This is a genomic window from Paenibacillus sp. VTT E-133291, from assembly GCF_002264395.1.
GTDB lineage: Bacteria > Bacillota > Bacilli > Paenibacillales > Paenibacillaceae > Paenibacillus_AQ > Paenibacillus_AQ nitricinens.
The window spans coordinates 1-22,550 of record NZ_NFVA01000098.1; the positions used below are offsets into that span (position 1 = coordinate 1).

The window sequence follows — 22,550 nt, forward strand, 5'->3', positions numbered from 1 at the left end:
CTTATATTTCTCGCATAAACGCTTACCGTCTATAAGAGACGTCCGAAGGCGTTTTTGCTTGCATCCTCATCTTAAGAGTTTCTGGCAAATAGAAACATGGTTCATATTTAAGAATGATGTAGGCATTTTTTAGCGAATGTAAAAAGCCGGTTCAGGGTGTAATAATTTCAGTTATACTTGGTTTACACATCATTTTCTATATGTAAGAACTTATAACAAGGTGGTTCTCATGAATCGAAACTTTCGCTTAGTCAGCCGTTATCGCCATCTTCCGCTCCAATTTAAGCTGTTGTTATGGTTCGTCCCCCTGCTTCTGGTGACTATATTCGCTATGGGCTGGAACTCGTATCAGATCTCTTCACAGCAGGTTGTGGAGAAAATGAAACAGTCACAGGATCATCTTACCAAAAAAACAGCAGAGCAGATCGATGAGATGGTGCGAGGCATGATATCTTTTTCGAATACACTCTTTCTGGATGAAAGTGTGCAGCGGCTCTTAGCATCGTCTGAAGCACAAAAGGAACGTAATTCTGTATTTAAGACCGTTACCAATCTTATGGTTGCAGGCAATTCTATACAATCTCTAATTCTGTATTCTTTAGACGATAACAACGGAGCAGAGCCTTTTGCTGCGAATCAGGCAGGATTGACGACAGGGATGAAGTTCTCGGATTTTATCAAAACCTCGTATTATAAAGAAGCTATTCAAGCAGCAGGCAGCCCAACCTTTGGACTATCCAGGCCGACTGACGGCATTTTTGTAGGGGATCATTATCATAAGATTGTGCTTTCCAGAATCATCAAGAATATTTACACATTAAAGCCGGCAGGACTCGCTGTGATCGGTGTGGATGCAGGGAAGATTGGTAGCCAATATCTCGACAATGCTGAAGATGATGTAGATATGTTCGTGATTGACCGGGACGGGCTGATTATTACGGCTTCGAATCCGGGCTGGATTGGCAAAAGAGATCTGGAACTTCCGTATTTTGCGGACAGCGATCCTAAGCTGACTGTGAAAAAAAGGCTGGAATCTACAGCGGATCATAAACAGTGGATTGTGTCACATCTGCAATCGGAGACGACAGGCTGGTATGTGGTGGTGGCTCATTCCAAGCGGCAGCTTGTTAAAGAGCTCGGTCAGATTTTACAGGTCACGATGACGATCGCTGTTCTGTGTTTAGTAGTTAGTCTAATGGTTACTTGGCTGGCAGCTGCCGCTATCACGAAACCACTGAAGAAGCTTTCCCGTTCGATGCGCAGACTGCAGACAGGTGATTTTACGCAGCGGGTATTTTTTGAAGGAAATGACGAGATCGGCTTACTCGGGCATGGTTATAATCTAATGGTACAGCGGATTAAATCGCTCATCAACGATGTATACGCGTCAAGAATGAAGCAGCAGGAGGCAGAGTTGAAAACGCTTCAAGCTCAAATCAGGCCTCACTTTTTATATAACACGTTAAATACAATCTGTTGGGAAGCGGAGAAGAAGGGAGATAAAGAAATTGCCGATATGGTGTATTCTCTATCTCAAGTGTTCCGACTGAGCTTAAATGATGGACGTGATACGTTTACTTTGGAACAGGAAGTGGAGCTGGTGTCCAATTACTTGTTCCTGCAGAAAAATCGCTTTAAGGAGCGTTTTGAATTCGAAATTTCTTTGGATGAGAGTATCAAGGACTTCACAGTACCGAAGCTGCTGCTGCAGCCACTAGCCGAGAACGCAGTGATTCACGGGATTGAGCCGCTGTCTGGAAGTGGACTAATATCCGTTCGCGCTTACCGAATAGAGAAGACTATTGTGCTTGAGGTACAGGATAATGGTGTAGGGATTACGGCAGATAGACTTCTAGAGCTACATCAACGTTTAGCGAGGGAGAATTCTTTACCTGAGGAAGACAATGTAGGACGCACAGGATTTGCGCTCATGAATGTGCAGGAACGACTGGCCTTATTTTTTGCAGGAGCCTCTTTACAACTAGAGAGTGTAGAAGGAGCAGGCACACGTATTATTATTCATATCACTGTGGAGGGTCCATAAATGATGAAGCTGCTGATTGCTGAAGACGAAGATACGATCCGTGAGGGCATTGTAAATATGATTGATTGGAAGTCTCATCAAATTGAGGTCATGGGCGAGGCGGGGAATGGAAGTGAAGCACTGGCTCTAATGGAGAATGAACAGCCCGATCTTTTGTTAACGGATATTCGTATGCCACAAATGGGTGGTCTCGAGCTGATTGAAGTCGCACGGCGCAGAGGTTACGGATTCCGGTCCATTATTTTATCGGGATATAACGAGTTCTCTTATGCGAAGCAAGCAATCGCCCTAGGTGTTGTTGATTATGTGCTGAAGCCATGCCGTCCTGAGGAAATTCTGAAGACGGTATTGAAGGCCAAGGAACTTATTGAAAGACAACGAAATCAGGAGGATGAACAGCTTAAAAGAGATCGTTCCTGGCATAAAAATGCACCGCTTGTTAAAAGTCAGGTTCTATCCCAGTGGATTTACCATCCACCGGTTCCGCTAGAACGGCGACAAGAGCTGATCGGAGAGTTATCTATGGCGATTGGTTCAGAAGGGCCGCAGATTGGTCTTGTCAGCTTCGATTTTGACTCGCCTTCCACTGGAGGTACGGGACAGGATTTCGTACTTATTCGTTACGCCGCGTTAAATATTATCAGTGAGACATTGTCACCGATCTATAGAGGAAAGATTGAGACTTTTCATGACGGCAATAATTTGCTCTGGATTGGCAGCGGCATAGCCGGAACGGATCCTCGCAAGCCTTACCGAGCGCCCCTTCAGTTGAAGGAGCAGATTGAGCAGCTGCAAAGTAATCTGGAGAAATACCTCAAACTGTCGATCAGTATTGCCGTTGGCTCCTGTCGCTTGAATATTTCCGAAGCTCACCTGTCGTATAAAGAAGCTCTTCAGGCGATGGAATCGCGATTTTTAAACGGAAAAGGCGGGGTCTATTTCTATACAGAAGGAACGGGCGTTGTAGGTGGGGGTCCACAGGAAATCGGGATATTAGATGATCCTGAGTTACATGTGCTGGAGGATGAGATGCTTGTGGCGGTTGGTGCTGGGAGCAATGAGCTGGCACTCGATCTGCTGGAGAAATGGCTGGATCGTTTTCGCAGCAACCCGGGATGTCTCAAGCAAGAGGTGAATATCCGGGTAACTGCTTTTGTAGTTCGATTAAAGAGACTTGCGCAAGAGAAACAAGTTACTGGCTTCGAATGGAAGCAGCATTTGGTCAATTGGATGGAGCAGGCTCCACAGATAGAGACGTTGGAAGAATTGTCTACGATTTTGAATAAGGTTATGCAGAACGTGGTGGAGGCCTTTTCCAAACATCGTCCGCTGCATCGCACAGTAGTCACTGCCATGGAGATCATCCGCAATAAATATAATACCAATCTGACACTAGAGTATGTCGCGAAGGAAGCCTATGTTTCTAATACTTATTTAAGTTCGCTATTCCGTCAGGAGCTTGGTGTGAATTTTCTCGATTACTTGCATCAATACCGGGTAGAAGAAGCGAAAAAGCTGCTCCGTCAAAATCTAAAGATGTACGCCGTTGCAAAGTTGGTAGGGTACGGTGAAGAGCGTCACTTCAGTGCTACGTTTAAAAAATGGACTGGACTTACACCTTCACAATATCAAAAGGGATTAGGGAAGTAGGGGGAATTTGTTATCTACTAGGCTCTGTGTGGTTAAACTCTACATATAGCTAAATAGGAGGTAACGGAGTTATGAACCCCAAATGGTGGAAAGAAAGCGTCGTGTATCAGATTTATCCGATCAGCTTCATGGATAGTAACGGAGATGGAATCGGAGATTTACAAGGCATTATATCGAGACTGGATTATTTACAGGACCTAGGTGTAGATGTGATCTGGGTCTGTCCTATTTATAAATCACCTAATCATGATAACGGGTATGACATCAGTGATTACTGTGACATTATGAAGGAATTCGGTACGATGGATGATTTTGATAGGTTGCTCAGGGAGTTACACGCACGTGGAATGAAGTTGATGATGGATTTGGTGCTGAACCACACGTCACATGAGCATCCTTGGTTTGTAGAATCCAGGTCGTCGAAGGACAATCCTAAACGGGACTACTATATTTGGAGAAAAGGTAAAAATGGCGGTCCTCCGAACAACTGGGAATCTTATTTCAGTGGCTCGGTATGGGAGCTTGATCCGGTGACGGATGAATATTATCTTCATCTCTACTCCAAATACCAGCCCGATCTGAACTGGGAAAATCCTGTAGTCATTGATAAGCTGCATGAGATGGTGGAGTGGTGGCTGAAGAAGGGCGTGGACGGATTTCGTTTTGATGCAATTGCACATATCGTGAAGACGAAAGGGTATCCAGATGCAGACAACCCGAACGGAACACCTACTGTAAGAGCCTATGGTATGTTCTCCAATCTGGAGGATGTACATACCTTGCTACAGAATCTATACGATAAGGTGTTATATTTCTACGATATTATGACAGTAGGAGAGACCTCGGGTCTCGGACCAGAGCAGGCGCTGGATTATGTAGGGGACGGACGTCGGGAGCTGAATATGACTTTTCAGTTTGAACATATGTTTCTGGATGCCGCTTCGCCGGGTAGCGGAAAATGGGATGTGGTGCCCTGGAGTCTGCTTGAGCTGAAAAAAATCATGAGCAACTGGCAGATGGTTCTGCATGACAGAGGCTGGAATGCAAACTATTTATGTAACCATGATCAGCCGCGCTCGGTGTCAAGGTTCGGGAACGATCTTTTTTACCGGATTCCTTCGGCTAAGATGCTGGCGACCTTTATTCATATGCTGGAAGGCACCCCTTACATTTATCAAGGAGAAGAAATTGGCATGACGAATGTATGTTTTGATTCCATTGATGAATACCGGGATGTGGAGACCCTTAATTATTATGAAGAAAAGCGAAAAAACGGTGTTCCGGAAGAGCAGATTATGTCTGCGATTCATCATAAAAGCCGAGACAATGCCCGTACCCCCATGCAATGGGACGATGGACATGCAGGTGGTTTTACAACGGGTGAACCTTGGCTTAAAGTGAATTCCAACCATATGGAGATTAATGCCGGCAATGCAGTTAAAGATCCGGATTCCATTTATAACTACTATAAACAGCTGATTGCGTTAAGAAAAAAATATAAGGTGATCGTCTACGGATCGTATGAGCTACTGCTTGCAGAGCACACGGAGATATATGCGTATACCCGAACTTTAGAGGATCAGCGATTGTTGGTTATTTTGAATTTTTTTGATGGATCGCCTGAATTTGAATGGCCGGCAGAGTTTAAGCCAGAGAACATGGAGCTGTTAATTTCTAATTATACCGTGGAGAAAAACGAGGATATTCAAGATCTCAAGCTTCGTCCTTATGAAGCAAGAGTCTATTTGCAGCAGCTTCAGTAAAGGAAGTTTCAATAAGAGTTGTCATTAAAGGCCAAGTGGTTATGATGATGACTCTTCTTTGAGTTTGTCAGCAAAAGACTGTACAATGGCGTTACATTGGCATAGATGAAGTGGAGTTGCGAGATGACGTCAGTAGGAGGAGGGACAACATGACTGAATGGTATGAAAACAGCTTCGGAGAAGATTATCTGATCGTATATAAACACCGGGATTTCTGTGGCGCACGTAAAGAAGTGGATCAGATGATCGCCTGGCTGAGACTGCCTCCAGGATCAAAAGTGCTGGATTTATGTTGTGGGATGGGACGTCATTCTCTGGCACTTGCGGAGGAAGGATACGAGGTTACCGGCGTAGATTTGTCGGAGGTTTTGCTGCGTGAGGCTCGATCTCAAGTCGGGGCGGAGAAGGTAACCTGGCTTCGTTCCGATATGCGTGATTTACCACTGGATGGAGGGTTCGATGCCGTAGTTAATCTGTTCACTTCTTTTGGTTATTTTGAAAAAGATGAGGAGCAAGTAAAGGTTCTGCGTGAAATTTATCGTTTGCTGAAGCCGGGTGGCAAGTTCGTGATTGATTTTTTGAATCCTGCGTATGTGATTCGTCATCTGGTCCCGCATTCTAAACGTGAGGATGGAGACAATTTGATCGAGGAGTCACGCAGGATCGAGGATGGGTATGTGAAGAAAGACATCATTTTAACCACTAAAAATGACCCTACACCTCGTCAATATCATGAGCGTGTGAAGCTATATTCACTGGAGGAGTTCAAGGAAATGATCGAGGCAGCAGGCTTACAGCTCGAAGCTGTACATGGCAGCTATGAAGATGAGGTTTATGATGCAGAAAGGTCCACGCGGATGATCTTTGGTGGAATACGTCCGTAGATGGTATCCGGAAAAAGATTCAAAGGTGGTGAACGCTCCATGTCTAAGGCGGAGATTACTTCATGGGATCAGAACATTCTCCAGATCTCGGTGCCCATGGACTCGCCTCTTCGTCAAGTGAACAGCTACATCCTTCCTGATGAAGAGGGCAGAGTCACAATTATTGATCCCGGTCCGCGTAGCCCGGATACAGAGAATTGCTGGCTCGGCATCCTGCAGGAGCTGAACTTATCGTGGAATGATGTGCGGGATATCGTCGTCACGCATCACCATCCCGACCATTACGGATTAGCCGGCTGGTTGCAGTCGCAGAGTGGCTGTAAGGTGTGGATGACGGAGCGCGCCCATGCGGAGGCAAGGTTGATGTGGGGGGGCTTTGGTGATGATGCGGGGAAAGACGCGAAGAATGCAGGGAATGGTGCGGGACATGACTTGGATATAAATGAGATTTTGCCGGTTTATTTCACCCGGCATGGGATGACAGATCAGTGGTCGAACGGAATTAAAGCGCACTTGGAAAGCTTTAATTCCCAAGTGGAGCCACAGCCTGTCATGTCTTATTTCAATGTGGCGGAGACCTTCAAGATGGGCGGCCGTGAATGGCTGCTCATTGTTACCGGCGGACATGCGCCTGGGCATGTTAGCCTGTATCATGCTGGCAGCGGGCTTATGATTTGCGGAGACGCTGTGCTGCCGCAGATCTCGCCCAATGTAAGCCTGCTGCCAGGCAGCGATCCACAGCCGCTGAAGACGTTCCTTCAGGGGCTACGTGAACTGGGCAGCTACCGGGTAAGCATGGCGTTCCCGGGGCATCGCGAGCCCTTCGCTGGCTTCGCGCACCGGGTAGACAGCCTTCTCGCTCATCATGAGGAGCGGCTGGATACAGCGGCGGCTCTGCTTGCCAACGGTCCGCTAAGCGGATTCGCGGTATGCGAAATTTTGTTTCGCAGCCGGGTAACCACCGTTCACCAGATGCGCTTTGCGATGAGTGAGACATTGGCGCATTTGGCGGAGCTGGTGCGCCGGGGACGGGCAGTCATGCTGGAGGCAGACGGCGGCTTCTTGTTCGCCGCAGCTGAAAGTGCAGGAGAGCATATCAGTTAGAGTATCTTGTAAGATCGAAGTGTACTGGAAAGTATAACTTGTTCAAGAGCAGTCCTGATTGTGGGGACTGCTCTTTTTTGTATTTGAGTAACCTTGTCCCTCCGTCCCTCTTATCATCCTTCGATCACTTCCATATTCATGCCTTAGCGTATGTATTCGGACTCAGATGACGCTATTCGTGGATTTTAGGGTATTTGAGGTTAGTATTGGACCGGAAAGGCGTTATTACTTGTGCAGAATAGTCTTTTGGGTCATTTTTGAGCGAATAGCGTTTCTGGAATCCGAAAGTATTTAAATTAAGGGTGATTTGTGAGTATAACGTCTCCTGAGTCCGACAACGTGGCGAAACGCTTCAAAAGTCGTGCAACTAAATGATATATGTGGTGCAGCTAAATGCTGGTAGTAATTATAGGGAATTTCACCCTGTAATTTTGGGTTTAAGGATTCTAGAGCTGTTTATAGGGAATTTCTCCTTATAATTCTACTGATTTGGCTATAAATTGAGATTTTCATAGAGATTATAGGGAAGAATTCCGTATAATCTCTGGATTTGAGCCAAAATCGTTATTTTATAGGGAGGATTTCCCTATAGCCAACGAGCCCTGTAGAACCTCCACAGCAGAACCCCCACCGTAGAACCCCTCGCCCGCTACTCACAAAAAAGCGATTGTTTCAGAGTTTCATTTGATATTTCATTTGATATATCTGGAACTCCTCATTTTGATGCATCCGAAACTCACTCTGGCGTTTCATCATATTCCGCAAGTTTCCTAGCGGCCTCTTCGCGGTCCTCCGGTGTATGAGGCAAATCCAGCTCAATTTCGCGTTCCGCCTGCTTGCGGTGTGCGATTCGGCTACTGGCTGCTGCCGCCACGGCTCCGACGATGTCGTCGAGGTAGGTGTGGATCTGTCCGGTGCTTTTGTCATTTAACCTTTGAAGAACACCTGGCTTCAGCTTGTCCACATAGCCATAGTTGGTAAATCCGATACTGCCGTATACGTTCACGATAGAGAAGGCAAGAATCTCATCTACGCCGTATAATCCCTCATCATTTTCGATCATATCCTGAAGTGGGGAGAACAGCTTGCCCTCTTCTGCCATTACATCTAATTGAATGCCTGTGAGTACTGCATTTTGTACTTCGCGTTTACTAAGCACCATCTCTACATTATGGATACATTCATCCATCGTTAAATTCGGATAGTATTTCTGTTGCAGGAACATAACGAGTTCCGCGATTTCTTCCAGGGTTACTCCACGCTTGTTCAGCCAGAATTTGGTCGCATCTGCGACGGCCTTGCTGTTCAGACTGTACGGTATTTTTTCGATTTTTTCATCAGCCATGTTCAGTCACCTCGTTGTTTAGTAAGTCATTTCATTACAGCAAACGTTAGTATGATGTTAAGGACTGTTGTTACCTCAGATTGTACGTTTACCGGAAGTATTTGTCCAGAGAGGGAAGTTTCAGTGACCTGAAATTCAGCTCCTACTTGAGATGAAGAAGTAGTTCAAAGGCTTTTCCAACAATTTAGGATAAGCTGTTGTTATTTTTTGGACAAAGGTCTCGTATACATAGCAGTACAAAGCCTATCTAACCTTGAAAGGGGTAATAAATGATGAAACCTATGCAACAAATCCGCGGAATCTCCGCAGTCTTCCTGATCGCAGTTCCACTGACACTGTCTGGCTGTGGATTGTTTGGTTCAGAATCGGCATCGATTGACGCTCCGCCACCAGAGGTGGAAGCGCAAATGTTACAGACTAGTGGAGATACTACTTTGGATTCAGGTGTATTCGGTCCGGTGACACAGGATGAAACACAGACCACGGTTAAAGGTAACACCAAAACTTCACAGAGCAATGCTTCCGGAGATCGGACAACCGTATTTTTGGAAGATGGTAATGGATTACTCGCTCCGGTATCCCTCAGCTTGCCAAAGAGCAAAGATTCCAGCGCAATTAAAAACTCGTTAATGGCATTAGTGAGCAAGGGGAAATATGCCTCATCAGTGCCTGAAGGATTCCAAGGCGTTCTTCCAGCTGGAACGGAAGTAAAAGATGTTACGATAGACAAGTCGAATTCAGCTGTTGTCGAATTTAATTCAGAATTCAATAATTATGATCCTTTTGAGGAACGTAAAATCCTCGAAGCTATCACTTGGACGCTGACCGGTCAAGATGACATTAAAAGCGTACAGCTCTGGGTAGATGGTAAAAAGCTCACAGAGATGCCGCTTCAAGGAACTCCGCTGGATCGTCCATTAACCCGCACAATGGGCATTAATTTGCCGAAGCAAGGTCCTCTTCTGATGAACTCCAGTGCGGTTACTGTTTATTTTTCCACAACATCTCCTGACGGTATCCAATATTATGTTCCTGTAACCCGTTTTGTACCCGCTGGACAAGAACAGCTGACTGCTGCTTTGAACGAATTGATCGCAGGTCCTGAATCCGGAAATGGGCTGGAAATGGTCATGACGGAGGGAACGATACTTGATTCCGTTGACGCTGGGCAGAACGGTGTAGTTACCGTATCTTTGACGGATGATATGTTCACAGATGGTAAAGGTGTACCCGCTGAAATGCTGGAATCGGTCGTACTGACGGTTGCTCAAAATTCAGATGATTCTCTTGTGCAAATTCGCTTAAACGGCAAGGAATCGATTACTGATACAGATAATGTGGACTACAGCAAACCTGTTTCCGCACCAGAATATTTGAATGAGATCCCGTTATAGAATGACTCTGTAAGGTTTAAAAGATGCTTTTGTGCCTCCTCTTTGGTAGAATAAAAGTTGCTCAAAAAAACGTTGCGTCCCAAGCAGTATACGACTCGCTATTTATAACGGGGAGACGGGACTCACGCTAAACTATTAGCTATACGATGTAGGAGGCAGAAAAGATGAGATCAAACGGGCGAAACGACGACCAATTACGGCCGCTGACAATAACAACCCAAACGAATAAATATGCTGAGGGCTCCGTGATCATAGAAATGGGAGATACCAAAGTCATTTGTACGGCTACAGTAGAGGAAAAAGTACCTCCGTTTCTTAAAGGACAAGGAAAAGGCTGGGTAACCGCAGAATATTCGATGCTTCCTCGGGCCACTCAATCCCGTAATCAGCGTGAAGCTGCACGCGGTAAGCTTACCGGGCGCACCATGGAGATCCAACGGCTGATCGGACGAGCGCTTCGTTCTGTAGTGAATTTACAAGCGTTAGGCGAGCGTAGTATTACATTGGACTGTGATGTGATTCAGGCGGATGGTGGTACGCGGACCGCTTCGATTACAGGTGCTTTTGTTGCCATGGCATTTGCGATTAACAAAATTGCAGTTCAGCATAAGTTGCCTGTGTTTCCTATAACAGATTTCTTGGGGGCAATCAGTGTCGGTGTTGTAGGGGATAAAACGCTGCTGGATTTAAATTATGAAGAAGATTCCAAAGCAAAAGTAGATATGAATGTAGTGATGACTGGCGGCGGTGCCTTTGTTGAACTTCAGGGGACTGGCGAAGAAAGACCGTTCACTCGTCAAGAGCTGGATCTTTTACTGGGTCTAGGTGAGAAGGGAATCTATGAACTGATTGCTGCGCAGAAAGAAGCACTGGGAGCGATTGCTCTCAAAATCCCTTCCGGCCAGCCGGGCCAAGAGGTGTAGCATGAAGTCTGACGGCGGTATTCTTATTGTTGCGACGAAGAATAAGGGGAAAGTACGTGAATTCGAGCATGCTTTTGCCCCGCTAGGGCTGACAGTGAAAAGTATGTACGACTATCCGGATCTGCCCGATGTGGTAGAAGACGGAGCCACTTTTGCCGAGAACGCCTTTAAAAAATCCAAAGCCGTAGGTGATGCCCTTGGAATCCCGGTCCTCGCCGATGATTCGGGTCTTTGCGTAGACGCCTTGGATGGTCAGCCGGGTGTGTACTCTGCACGTTATGCTGGTGAAGATGCTACGGATGGTGCGAATAATCTGAAGCTGCTTAGCGAGCTGGAGCGATTGAAGCAGGGGGAAGACACTGACCAGCCTTTGCTGAGCACAGCTAGGTTCGTCTGCACTTTGTCGCTGTATGATCCGGTTTCCAAGCAGGAGCTAACCGCAGAAGGTGCAGTCGAGGGCTGGATTACCTCAGAACCTTCCGGTGCTGGCGGATTTGGTTATGACCCGCTCTTCTATCTCTCGGAGCATGAAAAAACTATGGCAGAGCTTACGCTAGAAGAGAAACAGCATATCAGCCATCGAGGAGCTGCACTGCGAATGCTAACAGCGAAGCTGGAGAAGAAGCTGGCAGCTGAAGGCGAACTACCACAGGAATAGAGCCTTTTTATACAAAACAGGGTATCCAAAAGCCATTGGCTGCTGGATACCCTGTTTTTTTGCAATCACCTCGGAAACTAAGCACCGAACTTCGTATGGTTGTTATATTTGCAAGTTTGTCACCATTACCGGACACAGCTGATCTTAAAAGTGGCTTTATACAAATAACGTCATGTGAATCCGTAAGACTTAGGGTTGAAGATTATTCGGCACTATAATAAATGTGGAGCTTTTTCATTGGCTGGATTATAACAGCTTCCAAAGAGCAGGTGTGGAACCTGGCTCCCAACCTTGAAGGGAAGTGTGAGGCTGCAAGCATGAATATGTTTTTCCATTATAGGTGACAACGTCACCTACTTTGTAAGCAACCCCTGTTATCCAGATTGAGCCTCCCGAAGTAGGTGCAACGGTAGGTAGTGGAGTTGGTGTTGCGATTGCTGTAGGTGTTGGGAGAACAGTAGACGTTGGTGCCACTGTAGGTGCCAACGTCGGCGTCACTGTTGGAGCTACAGTTACCGTAGGTGTAGACGTTGCGGTTTCGCATGTGCTGATGAATTTCCAGACGCCATTAGCACCGCTAAGATCGGGACGATCTCCTTGCGTCCACCACTTGGCTTCATATAGTGAACCGTTGTAGGATACACGCTGTCCCCCAGTGTACACGCCTGTCGCACTCCAAGTTGCTGCCGAACATTGTCCCGGCGTAGGTGTTGGAGTTACGGTTGCGCTTGGCGTTGAAGTAGGTGCTATGGTTGCAGTCGGCGTTGCAGTCGGCGTTGCAGACGGTGTCGTGGTTGGAGTAGGTGTTGGTGTTGCAGACGGTGTTGGCGTTGGCGTTGGCGTAACGCCTCCATACAGTTTGTCGTATTCCTGCTGGGACGAGCTTCCGTTCAGTGTAATGCGTTGCGGACCGCCCGAGAAGTTCAGCTTCATCATGCCTGGAATTTCCAGTGCAGCTCCGTTTGCAATCGTTTGGGAAGCCGTCCCTGTAATACGGTAGCGGTTAAAGTCCCAAGCCGTAGAGATTTGTTCTACAGTACCTGCTCCCCACGCAGAGGTCAAGGTTGTTGTTGTCGGTAGATCGAATTCCAGCTTCCAGCCACCAGAGATATCCGTACCTGTGTTATTCGTTATTTTCAAGGAGTAGGTATAATTCGGATGATCGTAAGTGCCACTGAAGTTAAGGCTAAAGTTCTGAGGCGCAGGAAGTTGTGGCTTCGGTGTTCCACCTGGCAGAGAGGCTGTCTTAAGCTGGTCATAGGCAAAATCGGTCAAAGCGTTGCCGTACGTATAGGTGCCATCACTCTTTTCAGAATAGTCGCCAGTCAATTCCCAGAACATCATCCCTCCCAATCCTTTTTGCTTGATATAATCCAGTTTGTAGCCGAGAGATTCCTTATCTTCATACGTAAGAAATACCTTTTTGTCTGCGTTATACATATATGGGGTTTTGGTAACAGGATCGAAATAGCGCTTGTTCGCTGGGTCCTTGAGCAGATTCAGCACATGCCAGATTGGATTTGCGCCAGCCGGCTGCTCTGGTGCAGGGTCATTCCAGATTCCGTATATGCCATCGGCTCCACCTCCGGTTGTAGGTGCTGTACCGTAAAGACCGGTGTTGTTGATGCCTCCATTTACATTCTTCCAGCCACGTGAGTAATAAGGAACTCCGATAACGATTTTTTCCGGTGGAAGCGTACCCAAATAGTATCGAACGGCCCAGTCGGTATTCAGAACCGGAGTGCCCAGCGCAGCGGTTTCTGTATCGCGAGAATCTGGGTACAGGGCGGAATGCGGTCCTACATATCCATTCCACGCACCGTGGAAATCATATGTCATGAGGTTCGCCCAGTCCAAATACTGGTTAGCTTCCCCTAACTTCATCCCGCCTAGAATCCAGGAGGAAGCGGTTGCGGCGATGGTTAGGTCATATTTCTGATTATCCTGTGCACCTGCCTGATCCAGCTTTTCGCGAAGCTTTTTCATCAGGAGAACATAGTTGTTGTAGTTCACTGTACGCAGCGGCTCAGCTACGCCAAAGTCATTCGGGTTACCTGATTGGCCTGTGCCGGATGGGTACTCCCAATCAATGTCTACACCGTTGAACTGGTACGTACGTAGAAAATCCACGACACTGTTCGCAAACGTCTCGCGACCTGCTTCTGAATTGGCCATGTTGAAAAAACCACCAGAACCCGACCAGCCACCAACCGAAATCAGGGTGCGGACATCAGGATAAAGCTGCTTATACTTTATAAGTTGGTTAAAATGTCCTTTAAACGGCAAATTCGTTAGCTGGTTGGGATAATCTTTTTCGATCGCTGCTGTACGGTCCATCAAATCAATCTTGTTCGTTTGAGGGTTTACCTTCGCGAATGCATAGTTAATATGAGTGATTTTATCCCACGGTATTTTGTCGACAGTATAAAATCCTTTGTTCTCCTGATCTCCCCACTCCGGGAAATAAGCAACAATTTTACGCGGATGATCTGCAGCGGGAGCAGGAGCAGCTGGCGTTGTTCCTGCTGCTAAGGCCACTTGCGACGATCCTCCTGCACTTGTGTAAAGCGGGAGCAGAATGATGGCGCTCATTAAGGCTGCAATGTAACGTGCGGATTTACTTCGCCTATTTCGTGTACTTATCTTCATTTAACATTCCTCCATAGGGGATAATATGATTTCACGGGTAGATAGGAACGATGATTCCCTACGCGCAAATCGGAATCTTAATTCAGTTTCCAAAGAGCGGGTGTGGTCGCCGGTTCCCAGCCTTGAAGTGAAGTATGGGGCTGAAGGCAGGTATACGTTTTGGCATTGTAGCTAACGACATCACCCGTTTTGTAGGCGATTCCTGCTGCCCAGCTGGAACTTCCAGGAGTCGGTGCTACAGTAGGCGCTGGTGTCGGAGTTGTCGTCGGTGCTACAGTTGGTGTCGGTGTTACTGTTGCGGTTGGTGTGGCAGTTGCTGTTGGCGCAACAGTTGGCGTCGGTGCTACTGTTGCCGACGGAGCCGGCGTTGCTGTTCCGCACAAGCTGATAAATTTCCAGACTCCGGAAGCACCGCTAAGGTCGGGACGATCGCCTTGGGTCCACCATTTGGCTTCATAGACTGAACCGTTATAAGAAACTTGCTGACCGCCCGTATATACGGCTGTCTGGCTCCATGCCGCTGCACATTGTCCCGGAGTAGCTGTTGGCGATGGAGTTAACGTTGGTGTCGGTGTTGAGGTTGGGGTTACTGTAGCCGTCGGTGTTGGTGTTGGTGTAGGCGTTACTGTTGGAGTTGGAGTTGGTTGCACAACTCCACCGCCAAGATCGGCGTTTAGTTTGTTGGTCAGTGTTTTGTTCCGGTCCCCACTTGTTTCCCAGAACATGGCGCCTGCAAGACCTTTTGATTTGAGATAACTGATCTTATGGCCAAAGGATTCTACATCGTCATAGCTGATAAAAGTTTGATTCGTTGGATTATAGAGATAAGGCACTTTTGATGTGTCATTCCAGTAACGGGTATAGCCGTTTTTGTTAATATAATTAGCTTCGAGGTCGTAGAAATCGTAGCTGCCCTTCTCCCATGTACCTGTGGACGAAACTCCAGAGGACAATTGGTATTGGCCATTTCCTGTTGCCGGAGCGCCACCCCATCCTCGACCATAGAATCCCATACCGAGAACTAACTTGTTTGCGGGTACGCCATGATCTAAATAGCTGGTTACTGCTTTATCGATGTTGAAATTTTGCGGTTCGGTCAGACCTGAGGCAGAAGCGGCAGGGTCATAATACAAAGGAGCATTGTGACCTGTAGTCTTATTCCAGCTTCCGTTAAAGTCATAGGTCATAATATTGATCCAATCTACAATGGAAGCAATACCTGCAAGATTATTGTTATTGACATACGTCGGGCCTGCCCCGGAAGCAATGGTCAGCAGGTAGGTTTTACCGTCGGTCTGACCGGCAGCATTTAGCTTTTCACGGATTTTTTGCAGAAGAAGGATATAGTTCTCCTTGTCTTCGGGACGGTAGCTGTTCCCTGCGAGCCCACCGCTAACTGGGTACTCCCAGTCGAGATCGACACCGTCCATTTTATATTTACGAATGAAGTCTACCGCAGAGTTGGCAAAAACCTCACGGGTCACAGCGGTGGCCGCCACATCCGAGAAACGGTTCGACCAAGTCCAGCCTCCAACGGAGATCATTGTCTTCAGGTTGGGGTTCTTTTCTTTCAGCTTCCACAGCTGCTTCAGGTTACCTTTGATGGGGTCATCCCATTTGTCATCCCCAAAGCTCTTACCGGTGTCAATCCACGGGTCACCCAGTACGATCGTGCCGTTCGGAACGTTAATGGTCTGTGCTTGCTCATTTTGACAGCTCCAGGTTACTGGATTCGGGCCAGTTGGGTCGGGGTTGCCGTGAATGCCATTCCAACAAATATCTGCGAAGGCGTAGTTAATGACATTCATTTTGGTAGGATCAATATCGGATACATTGTAAGCCCGCCCATAAGCGGCCCAAGATGCGTAATAACCAACCAGTTTATAATCCTGTGCAGCGTTGGCCGTTTTAGCACTACTACCCAGGGTTGAAAAAAGTGTCAGAACAAGCGCGGCGATCATCGCGATCGCAAAGGTTTTGCGTGAACTTTTTTTCATGAATATCATTGATTTTCTACCTCCGAGGTTTAATGTGTAGTTCGAATACTTTTCGGCAAGAAATCCCGATGTTCACCTCCCGTAGTTTGAAATGGACCTGTACCTTCACCTGTGCGTATCTCTCATTCTACCGACATCCAATTCATAGATTTAGCAGCCCCAAATAGCCGTCCTCATGAAGCCTCACAAGGTAAGTAAGCGCTTTCTAAACTGCTGTTCTAAGAATTCCTTTTCTAATAAACTTGTAGATATAACAATGCTGGTAGAGGGTAGGATGGGTAGAAGAGTTGGGTTGGAGTTGAATAATTAGGATGAATTTCATATATATGGGTGGAGGCATTTCTTATTTTCAAGCATAGAGCGCGATTAAGCTAGGGATAAAATTCGGGAATGTAGGGGGAGATTTTTCTTATTGAAGGATACATATTTGATCGAGGTTTGATAGATTGGGCGCATGTCCTATTTTTCAGGAAACGTATGCAGAACACATAACCTTTGATGTCATGAATATAAATGATATACATGCCTGCAATATTTTTACGGAAATTACGCAACGCATCGCAGGTTCTTTTCGTTATAGTAGTATTATACGGAAGGTGGTGGGTTCACCGATGGTTGTGTGGGTGTTATGGCTGATCGCAGCCGGTGTCCTGTTTGTAGTAGAGATGATGACGCTTACTTTTTATCTGTTGTGGCTCAGTATAGGTGCATTAGCTGCTGGTTTGGTCTCGTTGATTGCTCCCGATGCTATTTTGTTTCAGGTGGTTCTCGGATCACTGGTCGCACTTGGTCTTACTATATTCTCGAAACCACTGGTTTCTAAATTTCGCAGCTCACGTGGGTTCAAGGATACCGGTACAGAAATCGTCGGCAGGCAAGGTGTCGTCGTTGAGCCTATTGAGCAAGGACAGTATGGGCAAGTCAAGGTAGGTGGAGATACGTGGAGCGCAAGCTCGGTTCAGTCTCTGGGCAAGGATGAGGTTGTAAGAGTAGTGAAGAGAGGCACGACGATTATTGAAGTAGAACGATGGGGGGACATGAACTAATGGAATGGGCAATTATCGGAATTATTATTGTGGTGGTCGTGGTATTTGTGGCATTAACAGTCAAAATCGTACCACAACAGCGGGTAGGTGTAGTGGAACGTCTCGGTAAATTTAATCGTCTGCTGACTCCGGGACTGAACATTCTGATTCCTGTAATTGATCAGGTGCGTACGTACCATGATTTACGAATCCAGCAAGCGAATGTACCTCCACAAACGGTAATCACGAAGGATAACGTGCAGGTGCAGATTGATACAATTATTTTCTATCAGGTGGTTGGACCAGAGGAAGCAACCTATGGCATTTCTGATTATGTATATGGGGTAAGAAACATTTCGACGGCAACAATGCGGCAAATCATCGGTAAGCTTGAATTAGATGAGACCTTATCTGGGCGGGAAAAGATTTCGACCGATATTCGGTTGGCTCTTGATGAAGCTACAGAGAAATGGGGCGTACGGATTGAGCGTGTGGAAGTCATTGATATCAAGCCACCGCTGGATATTCAGGAAGCAATGGATAAGCAGATGAAAGCGGAACGGAGCAAGCGGGCGATTGTCTTGGAAGCGGAAGCTGCTAAGCAGGATATGATCCTGCGTGCTGAAGGGGATAAGCAGAGTAAGATTCTAAAAGCAGAAGGTGACAAGGAAGCACGTATCCGCCAAGCAGAGGGTTCACGGCAAGCACAGGAGCTGGAAGCTCATGGTGAGGCGAAAGCCATTCAAGCGGTGGCCGAAGCTGAAAAAACACGCATAGAGCTGATTCGCTCAGCAGGTCTGGATGAGCAGGTGCTAGCTTATCGCTCCTTCGAGGCGCTGGCTGAAATCGCTAAAGGTCCTGCGAATAAAGTGTTCCTGCCAACAAGCGCTGTTGAAACGCTGGGAAGTCTTGGGGCGATTGCTGAGGTATTCAAAGCGAGCAAGGATAGTAAATAGATTTTACAATTCGTGCTTCTTCCGTTAAAGTAAAAAGCAAAAACAACCTTATGCATACGAAGCTATTGTTGCTCATGCAAACTTTGAAGGAGAGAAGCTACCGTGACAAAAGAAATCTCACCGCTAGTTGAACTGCTCGGACTACAGCCCCACGTAGAGGGTGGTTGGTACAAAAGACTTTGGAATTCAGAATTTGAAATCTCCCAGGAAGTGCTAGGCGATAGCTATTCTGGATCACGTCATTCGGCATCTTCCATTTATTTTTTGCTTCACGAAGGCGAGCAATCTGATTGGCATACGGTATTGTCCGATGAAGTTTGGTTGTGGCATTCCGGTAGTCCAATCGTGCTTAGTCTCGGAGGTACTGGAGATAAGCCTGAGGATGTGCAGGAAGTTATTTTGGGTCTCGATATTGCTGCAGGCCAGCAGCCACAAGTGGTTGTTCCAGCGGGAGTATGGCAGGCCGCGCGTACGTTAGGTGAAGAACCGACGTTGGTCTCCTGTATCGTTTCTCCAGAATTCCATTTTGATGATTTCAAACTAATTGAGAAATAAAGAAGAGCGGGGGCTTTATATATGCCTCCGTTTTTTTATGAGGATTTTGGGAATGATGAAGCATTCTGCTATACTTTTGTGATAGCGCTTGCTTCTGAAGCGTGAATTTAGGTTAAGTAAGATTAATGAAATAACAATAAGCTTGGAGGGTTAAGCAATGAGTGAATTGAATGCACCGTTCTCGGGAGGTCCGACTTTAAATGATGGAGTGACTATGCCGTGGCTGGGCCTTGGCGTGTATCAGACTAAAGATGGGGAAGAGGTTATTCACGCGGTCAAGACCGCAGTGGAGCTTGGATATCGCAGTATTGATACGGCTGCTGGTTACAATAACGAAGAAGGTGTAGGTCAGGCTATTCGTGAATGTGGAGTGGCCCGTGATGAACTGTTTATTACGACGAAAGTGCGCAACCCTGATCAAGGCTATGAATCAACTCTGAAAGCGTTCGAAGTTAGCCGGCGCAAGCTGGGGCTGGACTATATAGACTTGTATCTCATACATTGGCCGGTGGCAGGAAAGTATCGGGAGACTTGGAAAGCTCTGATTCATCTGCAAAAAGAGGGCCTCATCAAATCTATTGGCGTGAGCAATTTTCAGATTCATCATCTGAAGGATATCATCGAGGATACTGGCGTGGTTCCAGTGGTGAATCAGGTGGAATTCCATCCGCTGTTGACTCAGCGCGAGCTGCTGAAGTATGCCAATGAGCAAGGGATCCAGCTTGAAGCTTGGAGTCCGCTAATGCAAGGGAACCTGGATCTTCCCCTTCTTAAAGAACTGGCTGGAAAGTATGATAAGACCCCTGCTCAAATTGTACTTCGTTGGGATTTGCAGCAAGGCGTCATTACGATTCCGAAGTCAGTACATGCGGATCGAATCAAGGAAAATGCAGGATTCTTTGACTTCACGTTAAGTGATGAGGATGTTAAAGCCATCGAAGATTTGGACAGAAACCATCGTTTCGGTCCCGATCCGGACAATTTTAATTTCTAAAAAATTACGAATACAAGCCAAACAGCAAGCCGCCGATACGGGGACTTGCTGTTTGGCTTGTCGCTTATTGGATGGAGACGTTATATTTACGCAGCCAGAGATCTACTTGGGCGAGGTAAGCAAAAAGCTGAGGACCGGACATGAGCTGGCCGAACCAAGGCAGATTGGTAGAGGATTCTGGGGAAGCGGCGATCTCACGGATTTTGGCAGCATCAATTAATGGGAGTATAGGTGAAGTAGAGTCATCTAGAATATTCAATACTTGTGTTCGTACTGCGTTTAAATAGGCTGGATTGTGTGTTTTCGGATAAGGGCTTTTTTTACGATATAGCACATCATCTGGAAGAATTCCCTCAAGCGCTTTGCGTAAAATCCCTTTTTCACGACCGTTTAGGTTCTTGATTTCCCAAGGAATATTAAAGACATATTGAACGAGGCGATGATCACAATAAGGAACACGTACCTCTAGTCCGGCGCCCATACTCATTCGGTCCTTACGGTCGAGCAAAGTAGGCATGAAGCGGGTGATGTTTAAATAGGACATTACGCGCATTTGTGCTTGTTTACCTGTCTCCCCATCCAATGTTGGGACTTCGGCTACTGCATCACTGTATCTGTCACCCAAATATTCCAGCGGCCGAATCCATTCATTAACTTCAGGGGATAATAGACTGGCACGCATTTTAGGAGCAACAGACCAAGGGAAAGTGCCTGAGGAGAGCATTTCCTCCCGATGGAACCAAGGATAACCGCCAAAAATCTCATCGGCAGCTTCGCCGGAAATGGCTACAGTAGCATTCTTTTTAATCTCACGGCAAAATAAATACAAAGAAGAGTCCACATCGGTCATCCCAGGTAAATCGCGTGTGTACAGTGCATTATCAAGTGCTTCTACAAGCTCTGGTGTATCAAACGAGATATAGCGATGGTTCGTATTTAATTCATCGACCATTCGCTTAATCCATGGACCATCTGCTCCGGGCTGAAAAGTATGGCTCTTGAAGTGCTTGTCGTTATCGACATAATCGACGGAATACGTATCCACTCGTCCTTGACCGTTTCGGTTGTAGTAGTCCACTGCAAGTGCTGTTAACGCACTGGAGTCCAGCCCTCCTGACAAGAGGGAGCAGACAGGAACATCTGAGACCAGTTGGCGTTCGAGCGTATCCTGCAGCAGTTCACGCACCTTAGTAGCTGTTTCTGCTTCATTATCAGTGTGTTTTACGCTTTCCAGCTTCCAATAAGCATAACTACGCAGACCTTCACGGCTATAGATCATGGCATGCCCAGGACGAAGTTCCTGCATATCCTTATAAACACCGTGTCCTGGTGTACGGGCTGGACCGATAATAAAGATTTCCGCAAGTCCTTCGGGACCTACGACTGGCTGTACCTTGGGGTGCTGCAGCAGCGCCTTAGGCTCTGAGCCAAAAACTAAGACATCATCCACTTTACTATAGAACAGGGGCTTCACGCCTAAACGGTCACGTGCAAAAAAGACCTGATCCCGAAGACCGTCCCACACTGCAAAGGCAAAGATCCCATTGAGCTTCTCTACACAATCCGGTCCCCATTCGATATAGGCATGAAGCAGAACCTCAGTGTCACATTGGGTACGGAATTGATGACCCCGCTGCTTAAGTTCTTGTTTGAGCTCGGGTGCATTATATAATTCGCCGTTGTACACAATCGCGTATACTTGTTCCTCATGGCGGGTGATCATAGGCTGCGCGCCGTTCTCTGGATCGATAACGCTAAGTCTGCGGTGACCGAATGCACAGGGGCCTGAAATCCAAGTTCCAGCTGCATCCGGTCCGCGGTCTGCTAAAGTTTCAGTCATTTTGACCAGCAACTGCGAGTGCTGCGTGAGATCTCCGCGCCACTGGATAAATCCGGTTATTCCGCACATGATGGTTCATCCTCTCTTTTTGTGCGATTGTTGTCCTTACTTTTTTGCCAAGTAATACAGATATATGCCGAAGGAAGGCATAAAATGTATGTCCTTATCCGAACACTAGGGAAGAGAGGAATTTGCCAGGAGGGAAGGATGACAGTGTATTATATTAAAGATGCCAAAATTCGCAGAATGATGGAGTATGACGGTGCGCCTTGTGCAGAAGTAGGTGTATTGCCAGGTGCTGTTAGTGATCCTGCACTTTTGGTGTATATCGTAGAAGATCAGCGCGAAGAAGGCTATGAGATTGTCCGTATCCTCACTAATGACGCTGATACTTCTACTGATTGGTTTGATAACAATATGCATGATGCTTTTAAAGATGTGACTTCGAGCGCGTTTACAGGCAGTATGATTATGACGCCAGAAGATGAACGTTCCAAGTTTCAGAGAGAATTAATGACATACGGAGATTTAAAAAAGCAGCTGGAGCAGCATTTTCGGAATCTGGAGTAATATGGAGTAAAAACGAGGGTATCCGTAAGCTATGAAAATAGCTAGGATGCCCTTGTTATTATTAAAATAGGATGAAGATTACTTATTTTCCAAAATGTTTGATCTTGAAAATTCTGCTGAATAGGGTATAATAAATATCGTTGCGTCAATACATATCATTAATTCTTATATGTCCCGGTAGCTCAGCTGGATAGAGCAT

Annotated in this window: 17 protein-coding genes; 13 read left to right on the top strand and 4 right to left on the bottom strand. The window is 46.6% G+C overall.

What is annotated here, in order from left to right:
* The first annotated feature begins 229 nt into the window (after nucleotides 1–229).
* The 5 genes from CA598_RS26655 (at nucleotide 230) to CA598_RS26675 (ending at nucleotide 7,445) form a co-directional block, all read left to right on the top strand.
* Nucleotides 230–2,044: a sensor histidine kinase gene (locus CA598_RS26655; protein WP_094878467.1), complete on the top strand. Its 1,815-nt coding sequence runs from the start codon at nucleotides 230–232 to the stop codon at nucleotides 2,042–2,044.
* A complete protein-coding gene (locus CA598_RS26660; protein WP_094878468.1) occupies nucleotides 2,045–3,694 on the top strand; it encodes a response regulator in 1,650 nt (549 codons plus the stop codon).
* Between the two features lie 71 nt (nucleotides 3,695–3,765).
* The gene (locus CA598_RS26665; protein WP_094878469.1) at nucleotides 3,766–5,457 is read left to right on the top strand and encodes a glycoside hydrolase family 13 protein; all 1,692 of its coding nucleotides are present in this window, start codon (nucleotides 3,766–3,768) and stop codon (nucleotides 5,455–5,457) included.
* 149 nt (nucleotides 5,458–5,606) lie between these two features.
* On the top strand, nucleotides 5,607–6,341 hold the full coding sequence (locus CA598_RS26670) for a class I SAM-dependent methyltransferase (protein ID WP_094874326.1): 735 nt from the start codon (nucleotides 5,607–5,609) through the stop codon (nucleotides 6,339–6,341).
* 96 nt (nucleotides 6,342–6,437) lie between these two features.
* A complete protein-coding gene (locus CA598_RS26675) occupies nucleotides 6,438–7,445 on the top strand; it encodes an MBL fold metallo-hydrolase (protein WP_306440487.1) in 1,008 nt (335 codons plus the stop codon).
* Nucleotides 7,446–8,181: 736 nt separating this feature from the next.
* Here CA598_RS26675 and CA598_RS26680 read toward each other — a convergent pair.
* Complete coding sequence (locus CA598_RS26680; RefSeq protein WP_094878470.1) at nucleotides 8,182–8,790, bottom strand: phosphatidylglycerophosphatase A family protein; 609 nt, start codon at nucleotides 8,788–8,790, stop codon at nucleotides 8,182–8,184.
* 272 nt (nucleotides 8,791–9,062) lie between these two features.
* Between CA598_RS26680 and CA598_RS26685 the strand changes: the two genes are divergently transcribed.
* The 3 genes from CA598_RS26685 to CA598_RS26695 all read left to right on the top strand — a co-directional run bounded on the left by CA598_RS26685 (nucleotide 9,063) and on the right by CA598_RS26695 (nucleotide 11,765).
* The gene (locus CA598_RS26685; RefSeq protein WP_179283769.1) at nucleotides 9,063–10,184 is read left to right on the top strand and encodes a GerMN domain-containing protein; all 1,122 of its coding nucleotides are present in this window, start codon (nucleotides 9,063–9,065) and stop codon (nucleotides 10,182–10,184) included.
* 164 nt (nucleotides 10,185–10,348) lie between these two features.
* Nucleotides 10,349–11,107 carry a ribonuclease PH gene (gene rph, locus CA598_RS26690; protein ID WP_094878472.1) on the top strand — a complete coding sequence of 253 codons (759 nt, stop codon included), beginning with the start codon at nucleotides 10,349–10,351 and terminating at the stop codon, nucleotides 11,105–11,107.
* Nucleotide 11,108: 1 nt separating this feature from the next.
* Nucleotides 11,109–11,765 carry an XTP/dITP diphosphatase gene (locus tag CA598_RS26695; RefSeq protein WP_094878473.1) on the top strand — a complete coding sequence of 219 codons (657 nt, stop codon included), beginning with the start codon at nucleotides 11,109–11,111 and terminating at the stop codon, nucleotides 11,763–11,765.
* Nucleotides 11,766–12,011: 246 nt separating this feature from the next.
* Here the strand turns inward: CA598_RS26695 and CA598_RS26700 are convergent, their stop codons facing one another.
* Nucleotides 12,012–14,414: a glycosyl hydrolase family 18 protein gene (locus CA598_RS26700; RefSeq protein WP_094878474.1), complete on the bottom strand. Its 2,403-nt coding sequence runs from the start codon at nucleotides 14,412–14,414 to the stop codon at nucleotides 12,012–12,014.
* Nucleotides 14,415–14,491: 77 nt separating this feature from the next.
* Complete coding sequence (locus CA598_RS26705) at nucleotides 14,492–16,420, bottom strand: glycosyl hydrolase family 18 protein (RefSeq protein ID WP_256990661.1); 1,929 nt, start codon at nucleotides 16,418–16,420, stop codon at nucleotides 14,492–14,494.
* A 602-nt stretch (nucleotides 16,421–17,022) separates the two neighbouring features.
* Between CA598_RS26705 and CA598_RS26710 the strand changes: the two genes are divergently transcribed.
* The 4 genes from CA598_RS26710 (at nucleotide 17,023) to CA598_RS26725 (ending at nucleotide 19,941) form a co-directional block, all read left to right on the top strand.
* The gene (locus CA598_RS26710) at nucleotides 17,023–17,457 is read left to right on the top strand and encodes an NfeD family protein (RefSeq protein WP_094874330.1); all 435 of its coding nucleotides are present in this window, start codon (nucleotides 17,023–17,025) and stop codon (nucleotides 17,455–17,457) included.
* Nucleotides 17,457–18,392, top strand: a complete 936-nt coding sequence (locus tag CA598_RS26715) for an SPFH domain-containing protein (RefSeq protein WP_094874320.1) — start codon at nucleotides 17,457–17,459, stop codon at nucleotides 18,390–18,392. The genes CA598_RS26710 and CA598_RS26715 overlap by 1 nt, the downstream gene beginning before the upstream one ends.
* 102 nt (nucleotides 18,393–18,494) lie before the next feature.
* Nucleotides 18,495–18,947: a cupin domain-containing protein gene (locus tag CA598_RS26720; RefSeq protein WP_094874319.1), complete on the top strand. Its 453-nt coding sequence runs from the start codon at nucleotides 18,495–18,497 to the stop codon at nucleotides 18,945–18,947.
* Nucleotides 18,948–19,104: 157 nt separating this feature from the next.
* A complete protein-coding gene (locus CA598_RS26725; RefSeq protein ID WP_094878475.1) occupies nucleotides 19,105–19,941 on the top strand; it encodes an aldo/keto reductase in 837 nt (278 codons plus the stop codon).
* Between the two features lie 64 nt (nucleotides 19,942–20,005).
* Here CA598_RS26725 and asnB read toward each other — a convergent pair whose 3' ends face one another.
* Nucleotides 20,006–21,850, bottom strand: coding sequence for an asparagine synthase (glutamine-hydrolyzing) (gene asnB, locus CA598_RS26730; protein ID WP_094874317.1), 1,845 nt, complete (start codon nucleotides 21,848–21,850; stop codon nucleotides 20,006–20,008).
* Between the two features lie 144 nt (nucleotides 21,851–21,994).
* On the opposite strand from asnB, the gene CA598_RS26735 reads away from it, so the two are divergent.
* A complete protein-coding gene (locus CA598_RS26735) occupies nucleotides 21,995–22,351 on the top strand; it encodes a hypothetical protein (RefSeq protein WP_076286059.1) in 357 nt (118 codons plus the stop codon).
* The last annotated feature ends 199 nt before the right edge of the window (nucleotides 22,352–22,550 follow it).